The sequence below is a fragment of the Streptomyces sp. NPDC032126 genome (genome assembly GCF_055580085.1).
Genome location: NZ_JBVIMA010000004.1, coordinates 530,839 through 544,269 on the forward strand (window position 1 = coordinate 530,839; position 13,431 = coordinate 544,269).

The 13,431-nt window shown below is 70.3% G+C and carries 10 protein-coding genes; 2 read left to right on the top strand and 8 right to left on the bottom strand.

Features of this window, described 5'->3' with window-relative positions; genetic code table 11:
• Positions 1-298: 298 nt before the first annotated feature.
• Together ACZ5NW_RS18765 and ACZ5NW_RS18770 are read left to right on the top strand one after the other, a co-directional pair.
• A complete protein-coding gene (locus ACZ5NW_RS18765) occupies positions 299-1,894 on the top strand; it encodes an acyl-CoA carboxylase subunit beta (protein ID WP_468744941.1) in 1,596 nt (531 codons plus the stop codon).
• 57 nt (positions 1,895-1,951) lie between these two features.
• Complete coding sequence (locus tag ACZ5NW_RS18770; RefSeq protein ID WP_468744942.1) at positions 1,952-2,143, top strand: acyl-CoA carboxylase subunit epsilon; 192 nt, start codon at positions 1,952-1,954, stop codon at positions 2,141-2,143.
• A 146-nt stretch (positions 2,144-2,289) separates the two neighbouring features.
• Here the strand turns inward: ACZ5NW_RS18770 and ACZ5NW_RS18775 are convergent, their stop codons facing one another.
• The 8 genes from ACZ5NW_RS18775 to ACZ5NW_RS18810 form a co-directional block, all read right to left on the bottom strand.
• Positions 2,290-2,871, bottom strand: coding sequence for a GTP-binding protein (locus ACZ5NW_RS18775; protein ID WP_026248371.1), 582 nt, complete (start codon positions 2,869-2,871; stop codon positions 2,290-2,292).
• On the bottom strand, positions 2,852-3,430 hold the full coding sequence (locus ACZ5NW_RS18780) for a DUF742 domain-containing protein (RefSeq protein WP_468744943.1): 579 nt from the start codon (positions 3,428-3,430) through the stop codon (positions 2,852-2,854). Before ACZ5NW_RS18780 ends, ACZ5NW_RS18775 begins: the two co-directional genes overlap by 20 nt.
• 97 nt (positions 3,431-3,527) lie before the next feature.
• A complete protein-coding gene (locus ACZ5NW_RS18785; RefSeq protein WP_004983065.1) occupies positions 3,528-3,941 on the bottom strand; it encodes a roadblock/LC7 domain-containing protein in 414 nt (137 codons plus the stop codon).
• A 10-nt stretch (positions 3,942-3,951) separates the two neighbouring features.
• Entirely contained in the window at positions 3,952-7,278 is a 3,327-nt protein-coding gene (locus ACZ5NW_RS18790; protein ID WP_468744944.1) for a nitrate- and nitrite sensing domain-containing protein, read from the bottom strand.
• 377 nt (positions 7,279-7,655) lie between these two features.
• Complete coding sequence (locus ACZ5NW_RS18795; protein WP_009190815.1) at positions 7,656-8,231, bottom strand: GTP-binding protein; 576 nt, start codon at positions 8,229-8,231, stop codon at positions 7,656-7,658.
• A complete protein-coding gene (locus ACZ5NW_RS18800; RefSeq protein ID WP_009190816.1) occupies positions 8,212-8,610 on the bottom strand; it encodes a DUF742 domain-containing protein in 399 nt (132 codons plus the stop codon). The genes ACZ5NW_RS18795 and ACZ5NW_RS18800 overlap by 20 nt, the downstream gene beginning before the upstream one ends.
• 112 nt (positions 8,611-8,722) lie before the next feature.
• Positions 8,723-9,136 (bottom strand): roadblock/LC7 domain-containing protein, encoded by a 414-nt coding sequence (locus tag ACZ5NW_RS18805; RefSeq protein ID WP_003993189.1) that lies wholly within the window; start codon positions 9,134-9,136, stop codon positions 8,723-8,725.
• Between the two features lie 9 nt (positions 9,137-9,145).
• A complete protein-coding gene (locus tag ACZ5NW_RS18810; protein ID WP_468744945.1) occupies positions 9,146-12,874 on the bottom strand; it encodes a sensor histidine kinase in 3,729 nt (1,242 codons plus the stop codon).
• Positions 12,875-13,431 lie beyond the last annotated feature (557 nt).

A 13,431-nucleotide genomic window follows, 5' to 3' on the forward strand; every position in this document is an offset into this window, starting at 1 on the left:
AACATCTTGGGGGTGTGTTCCTTGAGCTACGCTCGGTGGCCGTTGGTGTCTCGCTCGCGCGCCGCTCGGGGCCGGTTGGGCTCACGCTCGTTACCCGACCGGGCGAACCCTCCGGGCGTGGCATGTGAACCGCGTCTCATGGCTGCACTTTGTGGGAGTCGTACAAGCGGCACGCCCTCTGAGCAGTCGGAAAGCCTGCATCCTGCTCCCGTTCTGTTCGGTGGTACCAGGAAAACGCGTCGGAGACTGTACGGAGTCGACGGCTCGCTTTCCTGGGTGGTCTTCGTAAGGTCACTACATGACCGTTTTGGAAGAGACGACGGGCGAGCCGACCGGGGAGCCGACGGACGCGCGCGGACGAGTGGCCGAGCTGCACGAGATTCGTGCGCGGGCGCTGGCCGGGCCGGGTGAGAAGGCGACCGCGGCGCAGCACGCGAAGGGCAAGCTGACCGCCCGGGAGCGGATCGAGCTGCTGCTGGACGCCGGTTCCTTCCAGGAGGTCGAGCAGCTGCGCCGGCATCGTGCGCAGGGCTTCGGTCTGGAGGCGAAGAAGCCGTACACGGACGGTGTGATCACCGGCTGGGGCACGGTGGAGGGCCGGACGGTCTTCGTCTACGCCCACGACTTCCGTATCTTCGGCGGCGCGCTGGGTGAGGCCCACGCCGCGAAGATCCACAAGATCATGGACATGGCCATCGCGGCCGGTGCTCCGCTGGTGTCGCTGAACGACGGCGCGGGCGCCCGGATCCAGGAGGGCGTCTCGGCGCTCGCCGGCTACGGCGGCATCTTCCAGCGCAACACCAAGGCATCCGGCGTCATCCCGCAGATCAGCGTGATGCTGGGCCCGTGCGCGGGCGGTGCGGCCTACAGCCCGGCGCTGACCGACTTCGTCTTCATGGTCCGTGAGACCTCGCAGATGTTCATCACCGGCCCGGACGTGGTCAAGGCGGTCACCGGCGAGGAGATCACCCAGAACGGGCTGGGCGGCGCGGACGTGCACGCCGAGACGTCGGGCGTGTGCCACTTCGCCTACGACGACGAGGAGACGTGCATCGCCGAGGTGCGCTACCTCCTGTCCCTGCTGCCGCAGAACAACCGGGAGAACCCGCCGCGGGTGGAGTCCACCGACCCCGCCGACCGGCGCTCGGACGTGCTGCTGGACCTGGTCCCGGCGGACGGCAACCGGCCGTACGACATGGTCAAGGTGATCGAGGAGATCGTCGACGACGGCGACTACCTGGAGGTCCACGAGCGCTGGGCGCGCAACATCATCTGCGCGCTGGCCCGGCTGGACGGTCAGGTCGTCGGCATCATCGCCAACCAGCCGCAGACCCTCGCCGGTGTCCTGGACATCGAGGCCAGCGAGAAGGCCGCCCGCTTCGTGCAGATGTGCGACGCCTTCAACATCCCGATCGTCACCCTTTTGGACGTACCCGGCTTTCTCCCTGGTGTAGACCAGGAGCACGGTGGAATCATCCGCCACGGCGCGAAGCTCCTCTACGCCTACTGCAACGCGACCGTGCCCCGGATCTCCCTGATCCTGCGCAAGGCGTACGGAGGTGCCTACATCGTCATGGACAGCCAGTCCATCGGCGCCGACCTCACCTACGCGTGGCCGACGAACGAGATCGCCGTGATGGGCGCCGAAGGCGCAGCCAACGTCATCTTCCGCCGTCAGATCGCCGACGCCGAGGACCCCGAGGCCATGCGCCAGAAGATGGTCAAGGAGTACAAGGCCGAGCTGATGCACCCGTACTACGCGGCGGAGCGCGGCCTCGTGGACGACGTGATCGACCCCGCGGAGACCCGCGAGGTGCTGATCAGGTCCCTGGCGATGCTCCAGACCAAGCACGCCGACCTGCCCTCCCGCAAGCACGGCAACCCCCCGCAGTAACCCAGCGGATCCTCCGCGGTACCCCCGCGGAAACCTCAGCCACGGAGACTGACACCCATGAACCTCCCTGATATTCGCGTCGAGAAGGGCCACGCCGAGCCCGAGGAAGTCGCGGCCATCACGGCGATCCTGCTGGCTCGCGCCGCCGCCCGCTCCTCCGAGACCCCGGCCCACCGCGGCCGCGTCAAGGCCGGCTGGCGCCGTCTGGAACGCGAGCCGGGCTTCCGCGCCCCGCACAGCTGGCGCTGAGCTCGTACAACCAACGCTGCAGGGCCCCTCTCCTCAGGAGAGGGGCCCTGCAGCGTTGGTGTCTTTTGGGGGGCGCGGGGAACTGCGCGACAAGCCCCCGGGCTGCCGCAGACGGCACACAACCGTCCGTGGCAGCCCGGTAGCCGCTAGCGCAGGCGGGCCATCAGGGCGTGTTCCACGAGCGTGATCAGCGCCGACTTGGCGTCCGCGCGGTGGCGGGCGTCGGTCGTGATGATCGGGGTGTCCGGGCCGATCTGCAGGGCCTCGCGCACCTCGTCGGGGTTGTACGGCTGATTGCCGTCGAAGCCGTTGAGGGCGATGACGAAGGGGAGACCCGAGTTCTCGAAGTAGTCGACCGCGGGGAAGCAGTCGGCGAGGCGGCGGGTGTCCACGAGCACGATCGCGCCGATCGCGCCGCGCACCAGGTCGTCCCACATGAACCAGAAGCGGTCCTGACCGGGCGTACCGAAGAGGTACAGGATCAGGTCCTGGTCCAGGGTGATACGGCCGAAGTCCATGGCGACCGTGGTGGTCGTCTTGTCTCCGGTGTGGGTGAGGTCGTCGATGCCCGCCGAAGCGGATGTCATCACGGCCTCTGTGCGCAGCGGGTTGATCTCCGAAACGGCCCCGACGAACGTGGTCTTGCCCACGCCGAAGCCACCCGCCACCACGATCTTCGCCGAGGTGGTGGAGCGGGAAGGACCGCCGCTAGAGCTTGCGAAGTCCACTGAGCACCCTTTCGAGCAGTGTCACGTCTGGCTGGCCGCCGGCGTTCTCGTCGCCGCCGGGCTGATGGATGGCGACCAGTCCCGCCTCCGCCAAGTCGGCGACGAGGATCCTGGCCACGCCGAGGGGGATCGTGAGCAGTGCCGAGATTTCGGCCACCGACTTGATCTCACGGCACAGGTTGCAGATCCGCTGATGCTCGGGCAGCTGGCCCTGCATCTGGTGCGGAGCCGCGGTGGTGTGCACCAGTGCCTCGATGGCGAGCTGGTACCGCGGGCGGGTCCGTCCGCCGGTCATGGCGTACGGACGCACCAGGGGGTTGTTCGACGCCCCGGCGGGCGCCGGCTCGGGGGTGCGACGCTGCGGCTGCACGGGCTGGATGCGCGGCGCCTGCGGCTGGTCGTACGGCGACGGCCCGGGACCCTGGGGGGCCTGGGGCGCGTACGGCTGCCGATGGCTCGGTGCGGAGGGGAAGTTGTACGGGTTCGCGGGACCGTCGCCCTGGCCCTGTGCAGGACCGTACGACCAATTGCCCGACGAACCGCCTGGGGGTGTTGCCACGTTCTCTCCTCCTCCGACTGTGCCTGGCACCCATCCCTGGGGAAGCCGCGTCCCGAAACCCTACGGCCTCGGGACGCCAATACGCACCGTCCATCTGTTAGTTGAGAAGGCTCCCTTGGAGCTCTGCTCGAAGGTCGGGCGTGAGGACCGTACCGGCACGGTCCACCAGAAGGGCCATCTCGTACCCAATGAGGCCGATGTCCGCTTCGGGGTGTGCGAGAACCGCGAGCGACGAACCGTCGGAGATGGACATGATGAACAGGAATCCCCGCTCCATCTCCACAACCGTCTGGTTCACGCTGCCGCCCTCGAAGATGCGCGAGGCACCGGCGGTCAGCGAGGTCAGACCGGAGGCGACGGCCGCGAGCTGGTCGGCGCGGTCGCGGGGGAAGCCTTCGGACATCGCCAGAAGGAGTCCGTCGGCGGAGACCACCACCGTGTGGGACACCCCCGGGGTGTTGTCCACGAAGTTGGTGATCAACCAGTTCAGGTTCTGTGCCGCCTGGCTCATCGGGCTCACACTAACGCTCCTGGTTGTAGGTGCTGTCAGGACCGAAGCCCTGGCCGTTCGTTTCACTGCCTGCGTTGCGGCCTCGTTGGACGCCGCGCCGCAGGTTGCTCAGCCTGCCCCGGACGTCCTCCGGGGCGCGGGAGACCTGTGGGCCTCCCTGGGGGGTGGTCTCGGCGGCTCCCTCGACCAGGTTGGCCTTGGGCACCCGCCGCGGCAGGCCGGAGGAGGTGACTCCGCCCGCCTTGGGCTTGCGCAGCTGCGAGGCCTGCTGCCAGCGCTCGTCGTTCGCCGAACGCCAGCCGCTCTCGCTGTTGCCACTGCTGCTGCCGCGCTCGGCGGCAGCGGGGGTCGGCTCTTCCCGCTTCACGGGCCGCTGGGTGCCGTTCGAACCGTTCGCCGCGAAGGCTCCGCGGCGGGGAAGCCCGGCGTCGGTCAGCTCGTGGGCGGCGGAGGAGGCCGGTCCCGGACGGTCGAAGCCTACGCGGTCCCGCTCACTCCCGTCAGCGACCTGCGCCGATTCCGCTTCCGGAGCGTACTGGTCCGGGTAGCCGTTGCGGTAGCCGTCCTGCTGCGGCCAGTCGTCCTGGTAGGACGGCTCCTCGTACGGCGGGAAGCCCTCCGACGCCGCGGCGGGGGCCGCCGAACGGGCCGCCTGGTCGTCCTGGCCCGGTTCCGCATACGCCGGCTCCGGGTAGCCGCCGTTCGCCGCGAAGGCGTCGGCCGGCGCCGTCCCGTTGCCGGAGAAGGACTCGGGGAACGACTCGGAGTAGTTCTCGCGCTGCGGCAGACCGCCGTTCGGCGCGTAGTACTGCTCGTCGTACGCGGGCTGCTGCTGCTCCTCGTACGCCGTCTGTCCGTTGTAGGCCCCGGGCTGCTCGGCATAGCCGGTGGCGCCGTTGTCGTAGCCGTTCTGCGCGCCCTCGTAGGCGGGGCGGCCGCCCTCGAAGCCCTCGGCGTAGCCCGCCGGTGCCTCGTCGGGCCGGCCGGGCGTCTGCGGGCCGTGCGTCTGGGCCTCCAGGGCCGCGCGGCGCTCCTCGCGCATCAGGGAGCGGCCCACCGGGTCCAGGTCACGGATGTCGTCCGGGACCTCGGTGTAGCGGCTGTCGTCGAAGCCGAGCTCGGCCGCGGTGCGCAGCGGCTGCTGGTTGAAGTCCTCGCCGCCCTGGAACTGCTGCTCCGGGATGATCTGCGAGACGGTGAACTCGTCGCGGTCCGGCTGGTGCTGCTCGCCGCCGCCACCGTGGGTGATGGCGTCCGGGAGCATGACCAGCGAGGTGGTGCCGGCCTGCTCGCCGGAGGGGCGCAGCTGGACGCGGATGCCGTGCCGGTCGGACAGCCGGCCGACCACGAACAGGCCCATGCGCTGCGAGATCGCGGCGTCCACGGTCGGCGGGTTGGCCAGCTTGTGGTTGATGTCCGCGAAGTCCTCGGCGGTCAGGCCGATGCCCTTGTCGTGGATCTCGATCATGACGCGGCCGTCGGGCAGACGGGTCGCGGTGACGCGGACCTTGGTCTGGGGGGAGGAGAACGTGGTGGCGTTCTCCAGCAGCTCGGCGAGCAGGTGCACGAGGTCGGTCACGGCGCGGCCGTGGATCTCGGCCTCCGGGACGCCGGACAGCTCGATGCGCTCGTACTGCTCCACCTCGGAGGAGGCGGCGCGCAGCACGTCGACCAGCGGGACCGGCTGGTCCCAGCGGCGGCCGGGCTCCTCGCCGGCGAGGACGAGGAGGTTCTCGCCGTTGCGGCGCATACGGGTCGCCAGGTGGTCCAGGCGGAAGAGGTTCTCCAGCTGGTCCGGGTCGGCCTCGTTGTTCTCCAGGTCGGTGATCAGGGTCAGCTGGCCCTCGATCAGCGACTGGTTGCGGCGCGAGAGGTTGGTGAAGATCGCGTTGATGTTGCCCCGCAGCAGGGCCTGTTCGGCGGCGAGCCGGACGGCCTCGCGGTGGACCTGGTCGAAGGCGCGGGCGACCTCGCCGATCTCGTCGGTGGTGGTGATCGGGATCGGCGCGACCCGCGTGTCGACGCGGCCGGGGTCGGTGCGCGAGAGCTGGTCGACCAGCATCGGCAGCCGCTGCTCGGCGATGCCGAAGGCGGCGTTGCGCAGCTGGCGCATCGAGCGGGACATCTGGCGGGCGACCGCGCCGGCCAGGATGAACGCCAGGAGCAGGGCGACCACGACGGCGGCACCGGTGATGATGGCGTCGGTCTTGGCCGAGGCGGCGATGTCGGAGGCCTCGCTCACCGCCTTGTCGGTCAGGTCCGACTCGATCTGGCGGTACGCGTTGTACTTCAGCGTGGTCATCCCCCACCAGTTCTCGGCGGTGATGCCCTGCTGCTTGAGCGCGGCGCGCTCGGAGGAGTCGGTGCTGGTCAGGCCGGAGATGGCGGCGACCATGACGGTCGGGTCGGACGGCGGGGCCACATAGTCGGGGTCCTTGGCCTTGGCCTCCTTGGCCTGGGCCGCGGCCTGCGTCTTGATCTCCGCCGTCGCGTTGTCGAGCTTCTGCGCGTCGGCCTCGGTGCCACCGCCGATGTACTCCTCGACGGCGATGCCCTCCAGATACGCGTACGAGGAGAGCGCGACGCGCTGCTTGGCCAGGTCGGTCTTGGTGGGGCCCGGGTTGACCAGCAGATGCGTGCCGATCGACCGCTCCAGGGAGAGCGATGCCTTGGTCAGCGCGATGGCGTAGACGGTACGGCCGTAGGAGGTGATGTTTCCGGTGCCCAGACCGAGCTCGTTGGCGAACTCCATCAGCGGGTGGGCGATCTGGACGTAGCCCTCTTCGGTCTGCACGCCCTTGAGGGCGGCCGTGTACGCGGCGGTGCGCAGCGCGTCGAGCTTGGGCTCGGTCTCGCGGAACAGCTTCAGCCGGCGCTCCAGGCCCGACTTGGCGGGCATGTCCTGGGCGGCGGAGTTGAACTCGTCGGCGGCCTTGTTGGTCGCCTCGCGGGCGGCCTTCACGGTGTCGTCGTTGGCGCCCTTGCCGGTCAGCAGGGGGGCGGCCGTGACGTCGCGCTCCGTGTAGAGGGCGTCGGCGTAGGTGAGGGAGGCCCGCACCAGGCGCGCGGTGGCCTCGGCGTCCTCGGCCTCCTGCCAGGTGTCGATCGAGCTCTTCACCTGGAAGCCGCCCATGACGAGGCCGACCAGCACGGGTATGAGCAGGATCGCGTTCAGCCGGGTGGGCACCCGCCAGTTGCGCGGGGAGAGTCTGCCGCCGCTCTTCGCGGGCGCGGGCGCAGGCTCCGAGCCGGGCACAGGGGCGGGCGCCGCTCCGCGCGGCGGCGGGGTGAAGTTGCCCCGGGCCGCGGGCTCGGGACTTTTCTTGCTTCGCCTCACTCGACCAACAACCTCTCGGCGGTCGGCACCTTCATCGTGCCGCAGTCTCTCAGAGCCCGGTCAGCCATCGACCATGAGTACGTCATTGACTATTGGGCAGTTCAGGCATTCCAGCACGTCAACCAGTGCTCCTCCAAACAGTGGGATGAGCCGATTCCGTGTGATGTAAGCCCTAGATAAAACGGTCATAAAGAGCGAGCCCCGTCAAAAGACGGGGCCTTCGTACGCGCAGCGAGACCAACCGACCGCGCGGTGTGGCGGTACCACCGGATTCCTCTGCCGAAACGTTATGAACACCGGAGCCGACCGTGTCAAAGGCCACAGTCGGCTCCTTCAGCGTCTACGACAACTGCCGTATGGCAGGGACCACTTGAGCGCTACCTCAGCCGGGCCATCAACGCGTGCTCCACCAGCGTGATCAGCGCCGACTTGGCGTCCGCGCGGTGGCGGGCGTCGGTCGTGATGATCGGGGTGTCCGGTCCGATCTGCAGCGCCTCGCGCACCTCGTCCGGCGAGTAGGGCTGCTGCCCGTCGAAGCCGTTGAGGGCGATCACGAACGGCAGACCGCTGTTCTCGAAGTAGTCCACGGCCGGGAAGCAGTCGGCGAGACGCCGGGTGTCCACCAGCACCACCGCGCCGATGGCACCGCGCACCAGGTCGTCCCACATGAACCAGAAGCGGTCCTGACCCGGCGTACCGAAGAGGTACAGGATCAGGTCCTGGTCGAGCGTGATACGGCCGAAGTCCATGGCCACCGTGGTGGTGGTCTTGTCCCCGGTGTGGGTGAGGTCGTCGATGCCCGCGGACGCGGACGTCATCACGGCCTCGGTGCGCAGCGGGTTGATCTCCGAGACGGCACCCACGAACGTGGTCTTGCCGACACCGAAGCCGCCCGCCACCACGATCTTCGCGGAGGTGGTCGCCCGGCCCCCGTCAGAGCTTGCGAAGTCCACTGAGCACCCTTTCGAGCAGCGTCACGTCCGGTGCGCCGCCGTTGTTCTCGTCGCCACCCGGCTGGTGGATGGCGACCAGGCCGGCCTCCGCGAGGTCCGCGACCAGGATCCGGGCCACACCGAGCGGCATGGCGAGCAGCGCCGACACCTCGGCCACCGACTTGACCTCACGGCACAGGTGGCAGATGCGCTGGTGCTCGGGAAGCAGCCCCATGAGCGCTGCCGGGTCGGCCGTGGTGCTGATCAGCGCCTCGATGGCGAGCTGGTAGCGCGGCCGGGTCCGGCCACCGGTCATCGCGTACGGACGCACCAGCGGCTGGTCGCCCTCGTCCCCGTACGGCTCGGCGTACGGATCATGATGGGCGGTGGGCGGGGTCATGAATCCTCCGGGCGGGACAGCAAGTCTCGGTCAGTCGTGCCGTCTGACGGGGCCGGTGGGGGGATTGTGGCGGCCGGACGGTGATGTTGTGAGGCGGGTGGATCCGGGGCGGTCAGTGGAGCAGACTGCCTTGTAGTTCGGCGCGCAGGTCGGGCGTGAGCACCGCGCCCGCACGGTCGACCAGCAGCGCCATCTCGTAGCCGACGAGGCCGATGTCGCATTCGGGGTGCGCGAGGACGGCGAGCGACGAGCCGTCCGAGACGGACATGAGGAAGAGGAAACCTCGCTCCATCTCGACGACCGTCTGTGCCACGCTGCCGCCCTCGAAGATCCGGGAGGCGCCCGCCGTGAGCGAGGTCAGCCCGGAGGCGACCGCCGCCAGCTGGTCGGCACGGTCGCGCGGGAATCCCTCGGACATCGCGAGCAGGAGTCCGTCGGCGGAGACCACGACGGTGTGGGACACACCCGGTGTGTTGTCCACGAAATTCGTGATCAACCAGTTCAGGTTCTGTGCCGCCTGGCTCATCTGGCTCAACTAACGCTCCTGCTGGTGAGTGGGGCTCGGGAAGCTGCCCGTCTGACCGGTACCGGTACCGGCCTGACGACCCTGGGCGATGCCCCGACGAAGATTGGTCAGCCGTCCGCGTACGTCGTCAGGCGCACGCGAGACCTGCGGACCGGCTTGGTGCTGTTGCTGCTGAGCCGTGCCCGGGACGAGGTTCGCCCGGGGCACCCGGCGCGGCAGGCCGGAGGTGGTGATACCGCCCGCGGCGGGCTGCCGTACGCGCTCGGCCTGGCGGACGAGTTCGTCGTTCGGCGAGGTGCGCCACGAGGCGGCGTTGGTGGACCGCTGCTGCGGAGCGGGAGCCGGGGGCGTCGCGGGAGCGGCCGGAGCCTGCGGCTGCGCCTGCGGTGCCGGGCCCCTGCCCTGCGGACCACCGTGGAACCAGTTCGTTTCGAGCGTGTCGTACAGCGGCGTACGGCCGTCGCCCGCACCCGGGGCCGGCGGCAGCGCCTCCGGCTCGGGACGGACCGGACGCTGCGGAGCGGCCGGAGCGGCGTAGCCGTTGGGCTCCTGGCGGCCGGGCAGCGCGTGCTGGCCGGTGGTGGAGCCGTCCTGGCCCGGCAGGGCGAACTGACCGGTGGAACCGGCGTCGTACGCCTGCGGGGCCGCGGGAGCGGTGAACCGGCCCGGACCCGCCGGGGCGTTCTGGCCGCCCGGGGTGCCGTAGACGTCGGAGCGGGCGTACCCGTTGTCCTGCTGACGTCCCTGCGCCGGGAACTGGCCGGTGTCCTGGGGCCGCGCGAACTGGCCGGTGTCCTGCGGGCGGGCGAACTGCCCGGTGTCCTGCGGACGGGGGTACTGGCCCGTGTTCTGCGTGCCGTTCATGCCCTGCTGGGCGAAGTCGGCCGGGGGAGCCTGGTGTTCGTCGGCCCGCGGGATCGCCGGCATCTCGGCGGTGGAGCCGGGACCCTGGCGCTCGTCGAAGCGCGGCATCTGGGAGGTGCGGGCGACATCCGGCTCGTCGTGGCCGCGCGGGGCGTCCTGCGGGGCGCGACCCACCTGCGGCTGCGCGTTCTCGTCACCCCAACTGGGCACCCGCGGCTGCTGGTTGCCGCCGGGCAGCTCGGCGCGCGCGCCGCCCCGGCCCGGAAGCTGCGGACGACGCCGGCCGCGGCCGCGCTGCGGCTGCTCGGCCTCGGCACCGGAACCCTGCGGCGGAACCGGACCACGGGGGGCGGAGCCGAAGGCGTCCCGTCCCTGGCCGTCGAAGCCGCCCGCGCCGGCACCCTGCGGGGCACCGGGCGCCTGACCGCCGAAGGCACCGGCACCGGCGCCAGCCGGGGTCCGGCCCTGCTGCGGCGCCGACGGACCCTGCGGTCCACGCGCTCCGCCCGGCGTACCGGGACGTCCGTCCTGGCCCACCCCGGGCAGCGCGGCCCGCGGGCCCTGCCCGGCGCCGAGACGGCCACCGCCGCCACCGGCCGGGGCACCGCCGAGGGCACCGCCCGGCGCGCCGCCGCCGAGGGCAGCGCCCTGACGGCGGGCCGCGGCGGCACCGGCGGCGGCCTGCGCGGCGGCGGGACCGGAGCCACCGGCGCCCTGACCGGGCTTGCCCGTGGGCTTCTTGCCGCCCTGGGCGACATCGACGGGGAGCATGACCAGCGCGGTCGTGCCACCGGAGTCGGAGGGGCGCAGCTGGATGCGGATGCCGTGGCGCTGCGACAGACGACCGACCACGAACAGACCCATGCGGCGGGAGACGGAGACGTCCACGGTGGGCGGCGAGGCGAGCCGCTCGTTGATCGCCGCGAGGTCCTCGGGGGAGAGGCCGATACCGGTGTCGTGGATCTCGATCAGGACGCGGCCGTCGGGCAGCGCGTGACCGGTGACCTTGACCTTGGTCTGCGGCGACGAGAAGGAGGTCGCGTTCTCCAGCAGCTCGGCGAGGAGGTGCACGAGGTCGTTGACCACTCGGCCGGCCACTTCGGTGGTCGGCACGGAGGCCAGCTCGATGCGCTCGTACTGCTCCACCTCGGAGGCGGCGGCGCGGAGCACGTCGACCAGCGGGACCGGGCGGGTCCAGCGGCGGCCGGGCTCTTCACCGGCGAGGACGAGGAGGTTCTCACCGTTACGGCGCATACGCGTCGCGAGGTGGTCGAGCTTGAACAGCGAGGACAGCTGGTCCGGGTCGGCCTCGCGGGACTCCAGCTCGGAGATGAGCGAGAGCTGGCGCTGGATCAGACCCTGGGAGCGGCGCGAGAGGTTGGTGAACATCGCGTTGACGTTGCCCCGCAGCAGGGCCTGCTCGGCGGCGAGGCGGACCGCCTCGCGGTGCACGTCGTCGAAGGCCGCGGCCACCTGGCCGATCTCGTCCCGGGAGTGCACACCGACCGACTCCACGGACGTGTCGACGTCCTGGGGGTCGGACTCGGACAGCTGCTTGACCAGCTCGGGCAGGCGGTCCTGGGCGACCTTGGTGGCGGTCTCCTGGAGCCGGCGCAGCGAGCGGATCATGGACCGGGCCACGACGAACGCGCCGACCAGCGAGATACCGAGGACGAGCAGGATCAGCGCACCGGAGATGATCGCGTCGCGCTCGGACTCGGCGCGCAGCTCGCGCGCCTTCTGCTCCATGTCCTCCAGCAGCGTGCGCTCGATGTTGCCCATCTGCTGGATCTTGGTGGTGCTGGCGTCCAGCCAGTCGCGGTACGAGCGCTTGTCGAGGCCGCGCAGACCGCTGGCGGAGGCGAAGGCACGGCCGGCGTAGGTGTCGGCCTGCTCGATCGTGGTGTTGCCCTGCTCGATGGGGCGCAGGAGCTCCTCGGCACCCTCGTCGCCGTAGATGCTGCGGAAGATGGCGAGCTCGGAGTCCTGGCTCTCCAGGGCCATCTCGCCGTAGGTCCGGTCGTTGTCGGAGAGGTTGCCGTAGGTGGCGGTGTTGACGGGCAGCGCCGCCGCGAGGATCGCGCGCTGCATCGACGCGTACTCCTTGGCGGAGGAGAAGGCCGCCAGGGCGCGGGTGCGCTGGATCATCTCCGGGTTGCTGGTGGCCTCGGCCATGTCCTGGGAGAGGTCGACCAGCCGGCTGATCAGACGGTGGTAGCCCTCGACCGTCTGCATGGAGTTGCCGTCGGCGGTGTAGGCCGACTTGCGGATCTTGGCGAGGGTGCCGAGGTCGCTGACGAGGCCGACGAGGTTGTCGCGGACGCCCTGGAGGTTGCCGTCCTTGCTGGAGGCGTCGATGTCCTCGGAGGCGTCGACGAAGGTCGTCAGGGCCCGGTCGGTGGCGTCGCGCTGGCCCTTGATGTCGGCGGTGCGCGTGCTGTGCGCCAGCGTGCCGGCGGACTCGTCGCGCTCCTCCTGGAGACGGGCGGCCAGCTCGGTGGCCTGCTTCGTCATCTCCGTCAGCAGCTTCATGTTGTCGAGCTGCTGGATGTCGTCCATGGACTGGTTGATACGGACCGCGCCCAGCGTGGTGGCCGCGACCACCGGCAGCGTCAGCAGCGCCACGAGGCGCGTGGAGATGCGCCAGTTGCGCAGGGCCACGCGCGGGCCGGGGCCTTCCGCGCCCTTGGCCGGCTTGGCCGGGGGGACGGCCGGTGCCGGACCCGCGGGCCCGGAGGACGCGCCGTCACCGGACGCTGCCGGGCCCGGGTTCTGGGCGTGCTGGGGCGAGGAGCTGCCGGCCGTCGGGCCAGTCCCGCCGCGCGGCTCCGGCTCCGCCGAAGCGCCGTTATCCCTCTTGAAACGTCCCTGCACTAGCGTCGCAACCTCTGGACCAGGCGCCCTTCCGGATGAACGGAAGGACACGGTGTCGGCGTGTGGAGGGGCGCCCTGAATACGCCCCCCTGGGTGGTCGTGATGACCCGGCGCTGGTCCCCCTTCTCGCCGCCACTCAGCGCTGGTGTGCGCCCTGCGCGCCGGCTCGATCCCGCGGCGGTCCGTGGAATTCCAGCACAGTGCAGGATCTCCAACAAGGCTGGTTAGTCAGGTTGTGACATCCGTGACAGCATGTGAGGGCCGCGTTACGGGACGTAGAAAGTGATCTGGGAGATAACGGGCATAAGGGGAGCTACCCACAGAGGGTGCCCGGTGTCCCAGTCGCCATGATCAGGAGCGGAATGGTCGCTTCAGGTGGCTGATGTCCGTTTTGTGGGGGTCAATCGCGGGCCGGAATTGACCGGTTTGAGTGGCGATCCGTGAGCAAACTCACATGGTCGGGGTGGCACCCCGTGCCCTCTTCGGGGAATCGGCTGTTTAGCCTGACGCTTTACAAAAAGGAAGCTTCCGCCGACCCCCGAGACGAACAGGTCACT